Origin of the sequence: Rugamonas aquatica (assembly GCF_009380215.1) — a bacterium.
Taxonomy (GTDB): Bacteria; Pseudomonadota; Gammaproteobacteria; order Burkholderiales; family Burkholderiaceae_D; genus Rugamonas; species Rugamonas aquatica_B.
This window is the reverse complement of the sequence record NZ_WHUG01000004.1, coordinates 429,138-446,571: the sequence shown is the minus strand read 5'-3', so window position 1 is coordinate 446,571 and position 17,434 is coordinate 429,138. Positions and strand designations below refer to the sequence as shown.

General features: G+C 62.2%; 13 protein-coding genes and 4 tRNA genes. 6 read left to right on the top strand and 11 right to left on the bottom strand.

What is annotated here, in order from left to right; all coding sequences use genetic code 11:
• Positions 1-12 precede the first annotated feature (12 nt).
• Genes GEV02_RS13370 through GEV02_RS13355 form a run of 4 tightly spaced genes read right to left on the bottom strand, consistent with a single transcriptional unit; the run spans position 13 to position 3,041 of the window.
• Positions 13-711 carry a MipA/OmpV family protein gene (locus GEV02_RS13370; RefSeq protein ID WP_328595805.1) on the bottom strand — a complete coding sequence of 233 codons (699 nt, stop codon included), beginning with the start codon at positions 709-711 and terminating at the stop codon, positions 13-15.
• Positions 708-1,943 (bottom strand): beta-ketoacyl-[acyl-carrier-protein] synthase family protein, encoded by a 1,236-nt coding sequence (locus GEV02_RS13365; protein ID WP_152838419.1) that lies wholly within the window; start codon positions 1,941-1,943, stop codon positions 708-710. The genes GEV02_RS13370 and GEV02_RS13365 overlap by 4 nt, the downstream gene beginning before the upstream one ends.
• Positions 1,940-2,185 (bottom strand): acyl carrier protein, encoded by a 246-nt coding sequence (locus tag GEV02_RS13360; protein ID WP_008447587.1) that lies wholly within the window; start codon positions 2,183-2,185, stop codon positions 1,940-1,942. Before GEV02_RS13360 ends, GEV02_RS13365 begins: the two co-directional genes overlap by 4 nt.
• Before the next feature lie 25 nt (positions 2,186-2,210).
• The gene (locus GEV02_RS13355) at positions 2,211-3,041 is read right to left on the bottom strand and encodes an alpha/beta hydrolase (RefSeq protein WP_152838418.1); all 831 of its coding nucleotides are present in this window, start codon (positions 3,039-3,041) and stop codon (positions 2,211-2,213) included.
• A 403-nt stretch (positions 3,042-3,444) separates the two neighbouring features.
• On the opposite strand from GEV02_RS13355, the gene GEV02_RS13350 reads away from it, so the two are divergent.
• Together GEV02_RS13350 and GEV02_RS13345 are read left to right on the top strand one after the other, a co-directional pair.
• Positions 3,445-3,520 (top strand) — tRNA-Ala (locus GEV02_RS13350).
• 25 nt (positions 3,521-3,545) lie between these two features.
• Positions 3,546-3,621: transfer RNA gene (locus GEV02_RS13345), tRNA-Glu, on the top strand.
• A gap of 3 nt (positions 3,622-3,624) precedes the next feature.
• Here GEV02_RS13345 and GEV02_RS13340 read toward each other — a convergent pair.
• Together GEV02_RS13340 and GEV02_RS13335 are read right to left on the bottom strand one after the other, a co-directional pair.
• Entirely contained in the window at positions 3,625-3,951 is a 327-nt protein-coding gene (locus GEV02_RS13340) for a FlxA-like family protein (protein WP_174999088.1), read from the bottom strand.
• A gap of 142 nt (positions 3,952-4,093) precedes the next feature.
• Positions 4,094-5,056, bottom strand: a complete 963-nt coding sequence (locus GEV02_RS13335; RefSeq protein WP_152838416.1) for a hypothetical protein — start codon at positions 5,054-5,056, stop codon at positions 4,094-4,096.
• A gap of 161 nt (positions 5,057-5,217) precedes the next feature.
• Here GEV02_RS13335 and GEV02_RS13330 point away from each other — a divergent pair, with 161 nt between their 5' ends.
• Together GEV02_RS13330 and GEV02_RS13325 are read left to right on the top strand one after the other, a co-directional pair.
• Positions 5,218-9,033 (top strand): ankyrin repeat domain-containing protein, encoded by a 3,816-nt coding sequence (locus GEV02_RS13330; protein ID WP_152838415.1) that lies wholly within the window; start codon positions 5,218-5,220, stop codon positions 9,031-9,033.
• A 22-nt stretch (positions 9,034-9,055) separates the two neighbouring features.
• Complete coding sequence (locus GEV02_RS13325; RefSeq protein WP_152838414.1) at positions 9,056-9,739, top strand: hypothetical protein; 684 nt, start codon at positions 9,056-9,058, stop codon at positions 9,737-9,739.
• Positions 9,740-9,799: 60 nt separating this feature from the next.
• Here GEV02_RS13325 and GEV02_RS13320 read toward each other — a convergent pair whose 3' ends face one another.
• Positions 9,800-10,561: a hypothetical protein gene (locus GEV02_RS13320; RefSeq protein WP_152838413.1), complete on the bottom strand. Its 762-nt coding sequence runs from the start codon at positions 10,559-10,561 to the stop codon at positions 9,800-9,802.
• Between the two features lie 262 nt (positions 10,562-10,823).
• Here GEV02_RS13320 and GEV02_RS13315 point away from each other — a divergent pair, with 262 nt between their 5' ends.
• Positions 10,824-13,001 carry a hypothetical protein gene (locus GEV02_RS13315; RefSeq protein ID WP_152838412.1) on the top strand — a complete coding sequence of 726 codons (2,178 nt, stop codon included), beginning with the start codon at positions 10,824-10,826 and terminating at the stop codon, positions 12,999-13,001.
• 54 nt (positions 13,002-13,055) lie between these two features.
• Positions 13,056-13,976 carry an alkaline phosphatase D family protein gene (locus GEV02_RS13310; protein WP_152838411.1) on the top strand — a complete coding sequence of 307 codons (921 nt, stop codon included), beginning with the start codon at positions 13,056-13,058 and terminating at the stop codon, positions 13,974-13,976.
• A 68-nt stretch (positions 13,977-14,044) separates the two neighbouring features.
• On the opposite strand, the gene GEV02_RS13305 is transcribed toward GEV02_RS13310, so the two are convergent.
• The 4 genes from GEV02_RS13305 to tilS form a co-directional block, all read right to left on the bottom strand.
• Positions 14,045-14,137: transfer RNA gene (locus tag GEV02_RS13305), tRNA-Ser, on the bottom strand.
• A 264-nt stretch (positions 14,138-14,401) separates the two neighbouring features.
• Positions 14,402-14,494: transfer RNA gene (locus GEV02_RS13300), tRNA-Ser, on the bottom strand.
• 112 nt (positions 14,495-14,606) lie between these two features.
• A complete protein-coding gene (locus GEV02_RS13295) occupies positions 14,607-15,854 on the bottom strand; it encodes an aspartate kinase (RefSeq protein WP_008447528.1) in 1,248 nt (415 codons plus the stop codon).
• 143 nt (positions 15,855-15,997) lie between these two features.
• Positions 15,998-17,407 (bottom strand): tRNA lysidine(34) synthetase TilS, encoded by a 1,410-nt coding sequence (tilS, locus tag GEV02_RS13290; protein WP_152838410.1) that lies wholly within the window; start codon positions 17,405-17,407, stop codon positions 15,998-16,000.
• Positions 17,408-17,434 lie beyond the last annotated feature (27 nt).

The window sequence follows — 17,434 nt, the reverse complement described above, 5'->3', positions numbered from 1 at the left end:
AGTTGAAGATTTTCAATCGAAGCGGTAGCTGAGCGCAGCCAGCCCGGAATCGAGCGAGCGCCGGCGTACGGCGGGATTGCTGCGGATGGAATCGTCCAGCCAGGTGCGGCGCACGTTGGCGACCAGGTACCAGTGTCCGCCCAAATGAGCTTCCACCAGCAGGCCGACAAACGGATTGTTGGCATGGCGGGCGACGCCGTCGTAATAGCGCACATAGCTGGCCGAACGGTATTCGAGGCCGGCCTGCGGATAGAAGGCGTAAGGCCCTTGCTCGATTTCCGCCGCGTACATCAGGTCCAGCATGGCGCCGTGCGATTTGCCCAGGTCGCGGTACAGATTGGCCATGAAGGCGCCGACCGGCGTCACCTGCAAGGTGCCCAGGCCCAGCGGCAGCGACGAGCTCCGGCGCGCTTGCGGCGGCGCGCTGGCGCGGTAGCCATCCTCCATCGCGCGCGTCACCAGTTCGACACTGCCATAGCCCACAGGCGCCAGCTTGACGCCGAAGGTGTCGATGCGCGCAAACGCCGGGCCGTAATCGAAGTTGAGATACGGGACCACGCCGGTGCTGCGCGACTGCGCCGCCACCGCGACCGGCGCGGCACTGACACCCAGGCCGACATCGCCGACCAGGTGGTTGGCGCTCTCTTGCGCCTGCGCGTAGCCCATGCACAGCAAGGCCATCGCGGCCCAACGCCGATACGGAACGCTCACCGGAAAGCGCTGACGATCAGCGCGACATTGCTGCCGCCGAAAGCGAAGGAGTTCGACATGGCGGCCTGCAAGTCCAGTCCGCGCCGGCATTCGCGCGGCACGTAGTCGAGATCGCACTCAGGATCGGCTTTGTCGAGGAAGGCCGTCGGCGGCACGGCGCCGTGGCGCACGGCCTGCGTGGTCAGCACGAATTCCAATGCCCCTGCCGCGCCCAGCGTATGGCCGTGCATGGACTTGGTGGAGCTGACCAGCAGCTTGCCCGCCAGTTCGCCAAAAGCTTGCTTGATCGACGTGGTCTCGGCGACGTCGCCGGCCGCGGTGCCGGCGCCGTGGGCGTTGATGTAGCCGATCGCCGACAACGGCAGACCGGACTGCTCCAGCGCCTGGCGCATCGCCCGCTCCTGGCCGTCGGCGTCGGGCTTGGTGATGTGGGTGGCGTCGTTGCTGGTGCCGTAGGAGACCAGCTCGGCCAGGATGGTGGCGCCGCGCGCCTGCGCCGACTCCAGCGATTCCAGCATGACCGCCGCGCCCGCCTCACCCAGCACCAGGCCGCCGCGTCCGGCCGAGAATGGCCGGCACGAACGCTCGGGATGCTCGGCATCGACCGGCGCCAGCACGCGCAAGGCGTCCCATGCGCTGACCACGCCGTAGCTCAGCAAGGCTTCCGAACCGCCGGCCAGCACGCGATCGGCGTAACCGTGGCGGATGTGGCGATAGGCTTCGCCGATGGCCTGCGCCGACGACACGCAAGCGCTGCTGTAATTGTTGACACTGCCCTTGAAGCCGCAGCGCAGCGCGATCTGCGCCGCAGACGCGTTGTTCATGCCGGCCACGACCGACATCGGCCGCACGCGGGTTTTACCGTCGATGAACAAATCGACATAGCCGGATTCCACGGTGAGCGCGCCGCCCATGCCGGTGCCCCAGAACACGCCGCTGCGTTCGGGCGCGACGGTGGCGTCCAGGCCCGACTGGGCCAGCGCCTCGCTGGCGGCAGCCCAGCCCAGCAGCGCGAAGCGGTCGAACACCGGCAGTTCCGAAGTCTTGACCAGCTCCGGCAAAGGGCCGCGTATCTGCGCGGCCGGCGTGCCGGGACGCTGGCGGTCGCCGCCCAGCTGCAGCAGGCCGATGCCGCTGTGGCCGGCCAGCGCCTGCTCGAAATTATGGTCGGCGCCAACGCCCAGGGAGGAAATCGCTCCCAGGCCGGTGATCACCACGCGCTGCGCGGTCATGCCTGGGCAGCCTTGCCGGCCAGGTAGGTATCGATCTGGTCGGCGATGTCTTGCACCACGACCAGTTTAGGACGCTCGTCGCCGACTTCGATGCCGAACTCTTCTTCCAGGTCGAAGATCAGTTCGATCACGGTCAGCGAATCGGCGCCCAGCGCTTCGAGTTCGGTTTGCGGTTGGATCTGGTCTTCCGGCAGGTCGAGGCTTTTGGCGAGCAGTTTGGCTACGGTTGGAAAGGAATTCATAAAAATAGTCTCAGTATGGAATGTGTTAAGCGCGGTTCAGCAGCGCGTCTTCGGCAGGCAGGTGCTGGTTGAAGAACGCGATCGTCTCGTCGGCAACGAGTTCTTTCTCATTGTCGAGGGTGATGATGTGGTAGCTGTCGTGCAAGATGATCTTGCGGCGGCTCGGCGAGCTGATGCTGCGTTCGACCAGGTCGGCACTCTTGGTGCTGGCGACGTCGTCTTCCTCGGCATGGATAATCAGCGCCGGCGCGATCACTTTGGACAACTGGCTGCGCACCTGCTTGATCAGGCGGTGGGCCTGGAAGATGCCCTCGGCCGACAGGCGCGAGGCACCGGCCGCCGACGAATCGCTGACCTTCATCTCGCGCGCGATCCAGCGCCGCAAGTTTTCGTTTTTCAGACCGTAGGGATAGCGTTCCTGGTAGGAGTACCAGTGGCGCGCCGGCGTGTAGTACGCCAGCGGCAGCAGGAAGCGATACTTGGGGATGCTCCAGCCGTCGTACGACAAGGTGGTGGCCAGCAGGCCGAGGGCGGCCACTTCGTCGCCGCGCTCGATAGCAAGACGCAAGGCCAGCACCGCGCCGATGCACAGGCCGACCACCGACACGCTCTTGTGGGTCTGCTTGAGCTGGTCGAACAGGCGCGACACTTCCTCGAACCAGCGCTCGCTGCGCGTGGTCCGATAAGAGTCGGCCTGGCCGGACGAATAGCCATAGCCCGGTATCAGCGGGATGACCACCGTATACCCTGCACGTTGCAGGCGCTTGCCCACATACTGCATTTCCAGCGGGTTCCCCAGCAGGCCATGCAATGCCAGCACGGCATGTGGACCGCCTGCCAATTCAATAGTCTTCATACTACCCTGTTCAAGAAAATCTTATTATTATTGACCGAGAAACGGCCGCTGATCGCTGTCGCCGCGTTCGTCAATATATGGAGTCATGATACCCTCGTTTTGCGCAGAAATTCCAGTTACCGCCGCGCCGGAATGCCGTCGACATGCAGTTTTTTTGCCGAGGGTGTGCAACGCTTGCCCGATCAGCTCGCTGTGATCATCGATGCGTTGACATTGATGCCGTGGAAAAATTCGAGGATAAAATCATCCAGCCCGTAGGGTTGGCGAATTTTATCCGTTCCAGGCTGTCGGCAGGATGACCACTTTATTACAGATTGGAAAGGCAAAACCGCGCCATCTGGCGAAGCAATCAATTCTTTCTTGCTTTACGCAGGCCCTTTGCTATAATCTCGGCCGCACACAGGGGGGTATAGCTCAGCTGGGAGAGCGCTTGCATGGCATGCAAGAGGTCAGCGGTTCGATCCCGCTTACCTCCACCAATGTGTTTCAATTTGGCAGTTCACAGTCCCCATCGTCTAGAGGCCTAGGACATCACCCTTTCACGGTGAGTACGGGGGTTCGAATCCCCCTGGGGACGCCATCATCACGCGGTCGTATCGACCACACTTCCCACCGTCGCTTCGCTGGATTTCGCTTTGCGCGCCGCAGCGGCCGACAACTCCTGCTGATGCTTCAACTGTTCCAGCGCGGCTTTCTGCGCGGCGGCCGATTGCAGTTGCGCGATCTGCGTCTGCAGCGCCTGGATCTGCATCTGCAGCAGTTTCAAGCGCTCCTTCGCGCCCGGCGACCGGTCTTGCGTCGCCTCCCGCAGCTTCTTCATCAAATCGCCCATCTTCCTTTGCAGCACTTCAATCGCACTGTTGCCGCCCGAAGCGCCACTGGCGCCGACCGCTCCCACCGCTGTGACCATGTCCGCCTCCATGCCAAATCCGTAAGTGTACCATTTTAGCAATATGCCTCACCCAACATTGCTCCTTAGGGTGTAAACGGTATAAACCGAATAAACAGTAGGCTCTAACGCTGTGGCCGGCGTTGCTGCCAGGCTGGCTGCATCACTGCAGCTTTTGAAACTTGCCGTTGTCCAATAGCTTCGCCCTCGCCCGCCCTTCGTGCATGCAGACATAGTCGCGGTTGAACTGACAGCCGTAGATCTGATCGACCACCTTGCCGCCGGCGATGGAAAGATACACGCCGCTCATGATGTCGCGCTCCTCATTGCGCACGTAGGCAAAATCATCGACCCGCACCAGGACCACATCCTTCATCGGCGCGAACACCAGGAAGGTTGCTGGAATTTTCTGCTGGAACGGTGGAGAGAAGCCCTCCGTGTATTGCTGTCCCCACTTCGAATAATCGTGATTGCCCACAAGTTTCATGATGGGATCGGAACTCTTTGGATCGGCGACGTAAGGGAAGTAATCCGGGGCGCATTTGTCGGTCGTATGCGGCCGGCCCTTGGCCAGGATTTTCGGCAGGCAGGACGCATAATAGCGGTCGTAATCCAAGGGCAGCTGGCTCAGCTTGTACGCCGACGCGATCGTCCCCTGCGGCCCCGCCGACGCTTCGACCGGGACTTTTACGTAGGAGTAAAACGTAATGCCTGTCACAGCCAGGATCCGGTCGCCTATCACAAAGAATTCCATGGTGCGACGGCTCCCGCATTTTTCCGTCGAATCCAGGGAGTAGATCTCCTTCGTTCCGGCCAGCGCCAAATGAAAATTCTTCAACAGGAAGTAATCCATCTGCTTCGCCGAAATACCCTGCTTGGTTAGCGGCTGGAACACATCCGGAAAATAATAGGGTTCCGACGTGACCTTGGCAACGCAGCTTGCAGACAGGCTGACTTCGTTTTTACTAAACTCCAGGGTGGGGAACGGCGGCGCCTGATTCGCCGGGATACGGCCCTCGAAGTCGCCTGCCCGCTCAAACTTCCACCTGCCCTCCGGAACCGCGGCCGAGGCAAGCGCCGTGGCAAACAACACCCCCATCAATAATCCGATCTTTGCAACTCGCATGCCCATTCCCTTATTGTTTAAATTAATTTTTATTGTATGACAACATCCTGAAATGCAACTTCGGCGATTTCAATCGGATTTCAATGGTGTTGCCATAAATATATGTCTTCGGCTTATCATGGCGGCCTTTGCGGCCCTGCCGCGGCACTCCGAAAGCATGTATGAAACCAACAGTCCTCGCGCTGGCCCTGCTCGGCATAGGAATCGGCCTGGCCGGCACTGCCCGCGCAGATCTGACCGGCGGCTTATCGGCCTACGAGGCAGGCCGTTGCGAAGAAGCAGTCAAGACGCTCACCCCGATCGCGGAAACGGGCGACGCGGCGGCGCAAAAGACGCTGGGCGATCTCTATCAGAACGACGAGCAGCACTGCAAGGATAAAGGGCGCAATCTGACGACGGCGGAATCCTGGTACCTGCTGGCGGCCCGCTCGGGCAACGAAGCGGCGCAGCGCAAGTTGATCGCGATGTACGACTACAGCTACAAGATGAGCAACCCGACGCAGGCCACCTTCTGGATGGCCAAGGTTGCGGAGCTGGGCGGCGCCAGCGATCTGTCCCGGCTGGCGACGCGCCTCGAACGGGCCGAAGGCGTGCCCTACGACCGCGTGCTGAGCCATGCCTTCAACCTGCTGGCCAGCCGGCGCCTGGACAAGGACGATGGCGGCGAATCGGAAAAGACGCTGGCACGCCAGGTGGAAGAGATGTCGCCCGAGCAGTTGGCCGAGGCGGAAAGCATGGCCGCCGCCTGGAAGCCGGGCACGCCGTTGCCGGCCGTCTCCACGACAGGCCGGCGCGATCCGCGCGACTGGTACAAGGCCCTCGCCGAAACGGGCGATCTGGAGGCCGCCCACAAGGCAGGTACGCTGTACTGGAGTGCCCACTACGGCATGACGCCGAATCCCGAACAGGCCGCGCTCTGGCTGCGCAAGGCCGCGCAAGGCGGTATCGCGGATGCACAGTATCAGCTCGGCGAGTTGTACACCATGGGATACGGCGTGCCGAAGGACTACGTGCTGGCGTTTGTCTTGTACCGGCTGGCCGTCAAAGGCGGAAGCACGGAAGCACAAAAATTCAAGGACGGCTGGGACGACACCCTGACCAGAGCGCAGCTCAACGAAGGCCATGCGCTGCTCGACACGTGGAAGAAAGGCGATGCACTCCCGCAGGCGTCGCGCTACGGCATGCAGCGCAAGATCAATTACGTCGACGATGCGCGGGGCAAGCTCACGCCGACACCGGAAGTGCTGGCCCTGTTCAAAGCCGCCAATGAAGGCCAGGAAGCCGACTTCACCCGCCTGCTGGCGAAGGTCAACAACATCGACGACTATCTGGTCGAAGGCAAAAAACTGCTGCACACCTTGCTGATGCCCGCCGCCAGCCTGTACGCGGAAGCCGAGGCCTGGCGCAAGGAGGGCAATCATACGCGCGACACCGCCCACTGGCACGCGCAGCAGGCTCGCCATGCCGCGCTGCTGCCGGCCAAGACCCGCATGCTGGCGCAGGCGCTGCGGCGCGGCGCCAGCATCAATGAGGGCGACCAGCGGGACCACGCCGCGCCACTGCACTTGGCCGCGATGTTCGGCACGCCCGAGATGGTGCGGCTGCTGCTCAAGCACGGCGCCGATCCGCGCCAGTACGGCGGCCAGAACAATCGCTATGCGCCGCTGGAATTCGCGCTGGAGCAAAAGGAGTACGCCCGCAACCTGCCGGAGCTGATCACGCCGGAACAGCGCACCGGGAATTTGCTGGCGCTGCTGCAGGCTGGAGCGCCGCGGCCGTTCATCCGCGATGATATCGACCAGCTCCGCGGCAAGGATCGTGGATTCAAGCTCAAGCTCCCCCACGCCGACTATCGGACCTGGCCTGAGATGCTGTCCCAGACGCGCGGCACGGCGGTGCTCGACGCGCTCCTGAAGACCGGCACCAGTCCCGTCGATGACGATGAAGAAGGCAAAACCGCCTTCGACTACGCTGCCGAGGCGGGCAATGCCGACGCCATCGCCTGGCTCAAGCCGCGCGTCTCGCGCTACGGCAAGCAGAAGCGCGACCGCTGGCTCGATGCCGCCATGCTGGCCATGCATAGCAGCGCGCCCGGCCGCGACAAAGTGCTGCAGCAATTGCTGGTCAGGGATATGAACTGGAGTCAGAAAGCGCCGCCGCAAAATGGTTTCAGCTACAACTACCGCAGCCTCTACGCCCGCAACGAGCAGCTGGGAAGCGGCACACTGCTGAATCAAGCCACAGCCGCCCGCCGCCTGGAATGGATACCGAAGCTGGCCGCGCTAGGCGCCCCCGTCCATGCCGGCGGCAGCGTGCAGGACCTGGCCGACGCCGTGCGCAACAACGAGCCCAAAGCCGTGCAAGCCCTGCTGGCGCAAGGCGCCGATCCTTTGAGCGAATGGGACTCGGCATTGTCGCTGTCGCTGCAGGCGCCTGACGACGCCATGCTGGACCTGCTGCTGCACCATGTGGTGCAAGTGCAAAAGCGATCCCTGGCCGAGATGAGGCGCTCGCTGGTGGAGTACGTGCTGGAGAACCCGAACGGGATCAACGCGGCGCGTGTGCGCAAGCTGATCGAAGCAGGCGCCCCCTTGCAGAAGATGAGTGGACAGGCCATCGGCAGGGCATTCTCTTCTCCGGATCGCCGGCTGGCCAGCTTGCTGATCCAGCACGGCTTGCTGGACAACGCCGACAGCGACACAAACCCAGGCGAACCCCGCTTCCTGTTCTTCGCCATCGGCGCGGATCGCCCGGATCTGCTGCCGACGATACTGGCGCATGGCGAGGATCCGAACCTGCACAACAAGCTGGACAACAACGGCTTGCAGGCGAGCCCGGTGGAATACGCGATTTCACAAGGGAAGATGGAGTCCCTCAAAGTTCTGCTGGCCCATGGCGGCGTGATCGACACGTCCACCGTGCAACCCTGGGGCACGGCGCTGGACCGTGCCGTCGCTTCGCTCAACGCCGACATGCTGCGCTTCGTGACCAAGGACTTCAGCCTGCCGATCAAACAGGTTTGCATGAAGTCGAATGGCCAGCTGGGCAAAGTGGTGCTGGAGTCGCCAGCCAGCTACTGGACGGTGCTGCGCGAGCACGGCTTTGCCATCGGCGACGTCTGCACCGGCATGCAGGAGCGGCTGGCGCTGCACCTGTCCGGGCGGCCCGACCTGCTGCTGGAAGGCTGGCTGGGCCAGCACCTGGTGGAACGCCTGCCGCAGCTTGGACCGGGCCGCGAAACCTTCGACGCCGGCACCTGGGTGGCGATCGCCGCGAGCAGAAACGATCCGCTGACCGGCCTGCTGGCCAAGGCCGGCTGGCGCGCGCCTGCCGGCCCCATCATTGCGGCGGATGCGGAGCCGCAACAGGACAAGGCAGCCGATCAAACGCTGCAAGCCAAACTGCCAGGCCACTACTATCTGGCCGGCGCCACTGAAGTGGGCGCGGAAATCCTGCTGCGGCCGGATGGCAAGTTCCAGTACTCGATGGCCTATGGCGCCGTCGATGAATACGCCCAGGGCAGCTGGACGGTCTGGAACCAGCAGGTGGTGTTCCGCTCCGAGACCGCGCCGGTGCAGGCGGCATCGATGCGCCCTTCCATCGATGCACCTCCTGTCACCCTGCCTGCGGGCCAGTTGCTGGTCGACCTGCGTTACCAGGGCAAGAGCATCCCCGACTTCAAGGTGGCAGTCCTGGGTGACGCGCCGCTCAAGTCGGAAGGCAAGACCGGCGCACAAGGCTGGCGCACGAGCTTCAGCGGGCCGGTGCGCCAGATCGCCGTGAGCCATCTGGAAGTCAACGAAAACAAATGGATGGTGTACACCGTGCCGGCGGCGGACGCGCAGCGCGGCCGCTACCAGCTGGACTTCCAACCGCCTGCGGCCGCATCGGCCAACTTCAACTTCACGCTCGATGTGCAGGACGGCAAGCTGATACTGGAACGCCGCGGCCGCCCTATGCAATTCGAAAAACACTAAACGATATTAACTGATAGAGAAAATGACCACGATGAAAACCACCCACCGTTTGCTGTACACCCTTCTCCTGGCCACACTGGGCTGCGCCAGCGCGCATGCCGCAGGCCTGGAGCTGAGCGATTGCGACATCCTGATCGGCAAGAAATCCAACGCCGCCTACAAAGACTGGCTCAAGGATAATCAGAAGGAAGCCGATGCGGGCGACCGCGACGCGATCCGCCTGCGCGCGATCGAGGCGCACAATCGCCTGGCCTGCTACGAAGAAAAACTCACCGGCGACAATGGCTGGGGCATGACCATGACCTCGTCGGACGGCAGCTCGGAAACGCGCCAGCCACCCGGCATCGCCAATATCCGCAAGCAGCCGGCCGCCTGGCGCACACTGAATCAGGCGGTGAAGTACGGCCATCAGGCTGGCGCCTTCGACGTCGGGCTCAAGGGCGCGTCGGCGGAACTGGTGGTGCGCTACGCGGCAGAGCTGCCGCAGCAGCTGGAAGCGGCCTACGAGGATGCGGCGGCCGTGTATGAGTATGACTGCGTGCTCAAACGCCAGTTCGGACGGCGCGACCGCAACGCCGGCTGCGCCTCCGGCCGCGCCGCGCGGGCACGCCTGATTCCGATGGTGGCGGCGGAGCGCCGCCAGGCGCTGGACGCATCCGCGCGCCTGTGGGCCGAGCAGTTGCCGGCCGTGCCGAAGAATCAGTAAGGGCGGCGAATCACACCAGCTTCGCACTCAATGTCGCTGCCGGGAGCCCAGCGCTGTCGCTCATTTGCTTGCCGACTTCCCGGCAGTAAATGCTGCGGCAGTTGAATTCAAAATCGCAGGTGCGAAGCGCTCGCTAAAACCACACAAGAAAGCGGCGACCCACAACACAGCTTCTTTATTTCCTTCGGTGCCGATCGAAATGCCTAATACCTGGTATCGGATGATAACGAAAATGACGGCGACAAAGCCCAGCGCGATGAAGGGCTGGATCATGCCGGAAACGATAACGAAAGCCAGGCTGTCGACCTGCTGCAGCGACATCGCCGACACCCTGAGCCAGATGCTGGTCAAACTGCCGAACAAGCCGTAAAAGCACAGTGACGCGATCGTCTGTCCGTCGGCGAGATTGCCGGCCAAAGGCAATTTGGAAGTGGTGAGACCGATCATCCAATAACCTGCGATCATCCCGATCAACGCACCAAAGAAGGCGCCACCGATGAACGCCAGCTGATTCGTGGTCTGCATCGATTGCTGGAATCGTTGCTCTGCCTGCTTGTATAACTCACGCCCCTTGTCAACGTCATGCGCCGCCGTATAAACCGCCCCCTGTAGCAGCGCGATCAGTTCCGGCCTGCGCCGCGGACTGCGCCGGAAGATACGACAATGCAGCGCCGCGACCTCGCCCAGCAACTGCTCGAACGCCGCATTGGCGGCGGGCCGTTTTACCTCTTCAAGGAGTTCCCTCGTCCGCGCCAGATAGCCGACGCGCACCTCGTGACATTGCCGCCAGAGCTCACGCAACTTCACATAAACGGACGGCATGGTTACTCCTTTTTGATTTCTCGTCGGCTATGGATTTCAGCCCATCTTTGTAGGACAGATCCTACACAGCCCTATTGTGCGGCCGGCCCGCCTCCATAATTCTCTCCAATCATAACAATTTGAAAATATCTCCTTGCTAACGCAACAGCACCGATATCGAGAGAGAGTTGGATAGCAATCCACGAAATACAGCTGTTAAGCTACACACCCTGGCGCCACCAAAACAGATCCTTCCGGCGCGGTTGTCCAAGGACGGAGCACCATGAGAAAGCTGAACACAGCAATAACTCACCTCCTCGATTTCCTCGCCCTCAGGCTGTCACCTGTGCTGCCCTGGCTATACGTTGCGTTGCGGCGCGCTGCCATTCCCACCATGTTTGCCACCGTGACGGCCATCCTGTTCTTTGCCGTCCCGCAAACCCGCGAAATCCTTCACAGCTTTACAGCCGCCTCTCCTGTATCCGCGCCGACGGAAACCCAACCAGGTAGTACGCCGCTGGTCGCGTACATCGCCACGGCTTTCTTGCTGACAGGCGGCGTCTGGTATTGCTCGCGACTGCTGTGCACGATCGAGATGGCAGCTTCGATCCCAAGTGCCCTGATGGCGCCACCTGGCGCGACTCAACTTAGCGTAGCGGTCACATGGTATCCGCGCATCCTGGGCTTGGCAGTACAAGCTGCAGCCTTGGGCGCCCTGCTCTTTGCCACCTTCATGCCGCTGTTGAATGCAGCCACCGCAGCAGCACTCACCACAGCCCTGCTGGCGTCGCCTCTATGCGTCTACATATTTTTCCATCGCCGCGTGGTACGGCTTATTGCCATCGCGGCGGCGGTTGCTATTGCGATCGTGACCTGTACGCTGTCTCTGCCGGCAAGCACCAAGCTTTGGATCCTGCCCATTGCCGTGCTACCCACCGCCTCCTTCAGTTTCGTTATCCATCGCCGCAGGCTATTGCGGCAACTGGGCATGGCACCCTCTTCGGCTGCGACGTTTCACGCACTGGCACAACGCCTGCCCCAGTTGTTCCTGCTTCTGGTCTCCAGCCTGCTCGTCTTGAACGCAATGACACTGCTGTCGCGCGAAATGGTGCGCGCTTTGGGGTCGGCAGCGGCCGTGCTGTTCTTTCTGATCGCCGCAATGCTGGCCTTGACACTGGGCCAGCTGGTCATCCGGAGCCTCGCTCAACAGGTCGCCGGCCTGACTGGGGCCGTAGCGCTCGCTGTGCTGGCACTGGTTGCCATCTTCGGCAGCGAATCTCTCGGCCAGGAACATATGGAAGTACAAGGTGGGCTTGCCGCGACCGCCCTGCCGCCAACGGTGAACGATAACCGCGAGATGCTGGTGAATGCGTACGGCGGTGGTTTGCGTGCCGCCATTTACACCGCGGAAGTGCTGGCACTGGCCGACGATATGAGTTGCGGACAATTTGGTGAACGCATCCGCGCCTTCAGCGGGGTGTCGGGCGGCAGCCTGGGCATCGCGACCTACCTGACCGCTCGCCAGCAACTGCACGCCGCACTATGGCTCGACTGCCGAGTCGGCGCACCAAACCCAGCGACCCCACTAACCGATGTGGTCCGCAGTGCGCTGGTGCGCGATCACTTGTCGCCTGCCATCGCCCGGATGCTGGCGCACGATCTGCCGCTCTTCTGGCAAGTACCGATACGCGGTCAAGCATTATTGCTTAGCTGGCAGGATGGGATAGTCGATGCCATTGCAAGCCGAAGCTCCGGCATGGTCCCCGGCCTGGGCATGCGCCTGACCGAACTCGACGGCGGGATGAAGTACCGCCCGGCGGTCTATTTCAATACGGCGGATGCCGACAACGGCAAGACCGCCTACTATTCCAACGAACACAGGACAGCCAACAGCGGTCCCCTGCTTCAACCGTATGACATGACGCTGGGGATGGCGGTGTTGCACAGTGCGCGCTTCCCCATCGTCACGCCCGCCGGAAAATCGTTCGACAGACCTGCGCGACGGCTGGTCGACGGTGGCTATGCAGACAATTCCGGCGCCCATACGCTCGCCCGGCTGTTTCCGGATGCGCGCCCCGGCGCAGTGCTGCTGGACATCGATGGCAACCTCGGGCCCGACCGAGGTCTATGCACGGCGCAACAAAACAGGCACTCCCCGATCCCGACCGCGCTCGTGGCACTGCTGGCTTCACGCACCGCGCGGGCCAGCGATGCGGTGGACGACCTCATATCGCACACCGGTCTGAGGCCGAAATACCTGACCTACGATCTGTCTTCTGACGGCGCCTGTGAAGCCGAACGCCATGCCGAACGCGCGCCACTGGGCTGGTTCATCGGACGGGCCGCCGCCGCGCTCATGGAGCAGTCCGCCCAGCGGAGCGCCATCGCCGCTTGCGCTGCGGCCGCCCTGGACTGCCGGCCGCATGTCCAAAGGCTGCAGCAGGCAGATGCGACACCCTAGCAGGCCGCAAACCAGACTCGTTTCGTTCCCCTTCCCCAACACGGAGGCATCACCATGAAAATCGCCCTGACTTCCTGCGCCAAGCTACAGCAAATCGATCCTCAACCTGTCTGGCAAGAAATCCTGGACGAGGATCCGGATGTGCTGCTGCTGCTCGGCGACACCGTCTACCTCGGCCATGACCATCACACCGATCCCGCCGTACTGGGCGCCGAGCTGCGCGCGCTCTATGCCGCGCAATTCAAGGAAGCGCATTTCCAGGCCTTGCTGGCGCATATGGCCGAGCACGAAAAGCGCGTCGTCGCGATCTATGACGACCACGACTTCCTGGGCAATAACCGCTACGGCGGCGACCATGACCCGGCGTTGCGCGAAGCCGCGCGCCAGGAATTCGTCAACGCCTTCGGTATCAAGGCGAACCCGGACGTGTACCGGGTGGTGCGCGCAGCGCCGGTCGACATCATCGTGCTGGACGAGCGCTACTACCGCAGCAGTCCTCATCAGAGCGCGGACAACCGCGACGCCATCCTGGGGGCGGTCCAGTGGGAGTGGCTGGAACAGGTATTCCGTTCCTCGACCATGCAGTTCATCATGGTCGCGTCCAGCAGCACGGTGCACCGTATCGGTGACGAGAGCTGGGCTCAGTATCCGGCGGCATGCACGCGTTTGTGCGATTTGATGCGCGGACGGCCCGGCGCCTTCATTGCGTCCGGTGACGTGCACGACAATTACCTGGAAGACGACAACGGCGTGATTGAGATCGTCAGCTCCGGCGTCGCGCGCAAGACCTTGCTGTTCGGACGTCCGCTGAAAAATTACGGCATCCTGACCTTCAGCGCCGACCAGATGCGGGTCGAGCTGCGCAGCACCAAGGCCGGCTCGAAGCACGACATAACGCTCGACCGCAGCCGCTGGTCGCTGGATCAGGCGGACGACGTGGCCCATACCGGTCCGGTGAATGTGGCTTTGCGCTGAATCAGCGGCTGGGACCAACAAGAAGGACAGAAATGAAAAAACCCGCCGAAGCGGGTTTTTAAAAATACTGGCGGAGACGGTGGGATTCGAACCCACGATACAGGTATAAGCCGTATGCATCCTTAGCAGGGATGTGCCTTCGGCCACTCGGCCACGTCTCCCGGTCGATTACTCAACTCTGCCTTCTCCACGGTCTTGCTTTGGAGTAGGTGGTCGCTATCGTATAGATCGTTTCGCCTTTGGTCAAGGGCGGCGCTTGGGTGACGCGGACGTCGCGCGCCCTCGGCGCGCGGGGCTGGCGCGCTGCGCCAGCAGTTGGGCGATTCGGAGGGGATTTGCGCTTGCAAGCGCAAATCCTTCGAACCCCACCGTTCCGTCCAGACAAATAAAAAAGCCTCCCGCAGGGGAGGCTTTTTTATTTGTTCTGGCGGAGACGGTGGGATTCGAACCCACGATACAGGTATAAGCCGTATGCATCCTTAGCAGGGATGTGCCTTCGGCCACTCGGCCACGTCTCCTAGTCGATCACTCAACTATGTCTTTTCTACCAAACTGCGCTAGAGCAGACGACCGTCATAGTATAGACCGAGACACATTTGGTCAAGGCTACCCAACGATATTTTTGAAAAATTATGCCTTTTCCAATTCGAACGCTTTATGCAGCGCGCGAACGGCCAGTTCCATGTATTTTTCATCGATCAATACGGAGATTTTGATCTCCGAAGTCGAGATCATCATGATGTTGATGCCCTCTTCCGACAGGGTGCGGAACATCTGCGACGCCACGCCCACGTGCGAACGCATGCCAACGCCGACCACGGAGATCTTCGATACCTTGGCGTCGCCGGTGATGCTGGCAGCACCCAGCTCTTCCTTGGTGCCGTTCAGCACGTCCACGGCGCGCTGGTAGTCGTTGCGCGAGACGGTGAAGGTGAAATCAGTTTTACCATCGACCGACTGGTTCTGGATAATCATGTCGACTTCGATGTTGGCGTCGGCCACCGGGCCCAGGATGTGGTACGCCACGCCCGGACGGTCAGGCACGCCCAGTACGGTGATTTTGGCCTCATCGCGGTTGAACGCGATACCGGAGATGACTGCTTGTTCCATATGTGTGTCTTCCTCAAACGAAATCAGGGTGCCCGAGTTGGCTTCTACTTCCAGGTCCAGCATGGGGTCGGTCAGCGACGACAGAACGCGGGTCGGCACGCGATAGTTACCGGCGAATTCGACCGAACGGGTCTGCAGCACTTTCGAGCCCAGCGACGCCAGTTCCAGCATTTCTTCAAACGTGATCGCCTTCAGGCGGCGCGCTTCCGACACCACGCGCGGATCGGTCGTGTACACGCCGTCGACGTCGGTGAAGATCAGGCATTCGTCGGCCTTCATCGCGGCGGCGATCGCCACGGCGGAAGTGTCCGAGCCACCACGGCCGAGGGTCGAGATGTTGCCGCCCTCATCCACGCCCTGGAAGCCGGTGATGATGACGATCTTGCCGTCGTCCAGGTCGCGGTTGACCTTTTCATTGTCGATCGACTGGATGCGGGCCTTGGTGAAAGCGGAATCGGTTTTAATCGCGACTTGCCAGCCGGCGTAGGACACGGCTTTCTTGCCGATCGCCAGCAGCGCCATCGACAGCAGGCCAACCGATACTTGCTCGCCGGTGGAGGCGATCATGTCCAGTTCGCGCGGGTCAGGCTGCTCTTGAATTTCCTTGGCCAGGGCGATCAGGCGATTGGTTTCGCCGGACATTGCCGATGGCACGACGACGATGCGGTGCCCGGCGTCATGCCACTTGGCGACACGCCGCGCCACGTTCTTGATACGGTCCGTCGAACCCATCGACGTACCGCCGTATTTGTGCACGATTAAAGCCATAACAGTGAGTTTTCCGCTCAAATAAAGGTAAATGGAACCCTTAACTCTACATGTCGCACTGCAAAATAACAAGTCAAAAAACTCATAATGTCATACCGAATAGACATATCTACATACAAAATTCGGCAGATAGGGGTGATTGTCTATACAGCCTGCCAACGCAGGCGCCAGCGTGAAGCGCCCTCACCTACCAGCTGGTTGCAATCCATGCCGACCCCGGCCGCGAACAAGACCTGCTTGCCGGCGCTCAGCACCGGCAAGCGCGAACGCTCCCAGGCTGGAATGTCCAGCGCCTGATAATGGTACTTGAGGCCGCGTGTCGGTCGGTTGTGGGCCGGCTTCAGGCGCTCGCCGCCTTTGCGGAACTCGATCAGCAGTTGCTGGCCGCGCAGCCAGTCGCCGTCCAGGCCGGCTTCGCCTTCACCGGCCGCATCGAAATGCAGCACGCCGCCGTAGGCCGGGAACGCCAGCTCCGTCTCGCCGTTCCAGCGGAAGGTGGTGCCCGGCGTTTTGTCGAACTCGTCTTCACGCGTGCCTTCCAGGTCGGCCAGCTTGGGCGTGATGTGCAGGCGGTCGCGGTGACGTCTTACGTGGCAATCGGGGTGCGTTACCAGAGGTTGGGCGCCGTCGCGCGCTTCCAGCAGTTGAGCCAGCATCTCGGACAACCAGGCCGCGCTCGGCATGCGCAGGTTGCGGGTGCCGAACCAGTGGCGCAGCATGTTGTAGCTGCGGTCCAGGCTCAGCAGGCGCAGTTGAGCGATGTCGATACAGTCGTCGACCAGGCACAGCGCCAGGTCTTGCTGCGCCAGCTCGGTCAGCAGGCGCTGGGCCGACTGCGCGTGCTGGGCGCTGCGCGCGAAGCGCTCCTGGAAACCGGGGAAGGCCTCGGCCAGCGCCGGCATCACCTTGTGGCGCAGCGCGTTGCGGGCAAAGCGCGGATCGTCGTTGGATTCGTCGTTGATGTAAGTGATGCCGTGCTCGGCCACGTAAGCCGACAGCTGCTTGCGCGATGCCGGCAGCAGCGGACGCGCCATCACCAGGCCGGGATTGGCCAGCAGTTCCGGCGCGGCGTTGGCGGCGTCCATGCCGGACAGGCCGGCCGGGCCGGAACCGCGCAGCAGTTGCAGCAGCACAGTTTCGGCCTGGTCGTCGAGGTGGTGCGCGGTCAGCAGCAGCGGCACGTTGTGCGCGGCGCACAGCGCGCCCAGCGCTGCGTAGCGCACTTTGCGGGCGGCCGCTTCGGTGCCGCTCTTCTGCTGATCGGCCAGCTGCACGCGGCGCGCTTCGAAGGTCACGCCCAACGCGGCGCAGGCTTGCTCGCAGTGGGCCAGCCAGGCGTCGGCGTTGGCGCTGATGCCGTGATGGATGTGGAAGGCGTACAAGGCCACGCCATGCGCTTGCGCGTAGGCGTGCGCCAGGTGGAGCAGCGCTGACGAGTCGAGGCCGCCGCTGAGGGCCACGGCCATGCGTGGCGTGGCGTCTTGCTGCGCCAGCGCGGTGGCGACTGCCTGTTCAAAGGTCGAGGTCAGGGTCGGGATCTGTTGCTTCTTCAATTGCTGCTCCAAAATGCAAACCGGGGG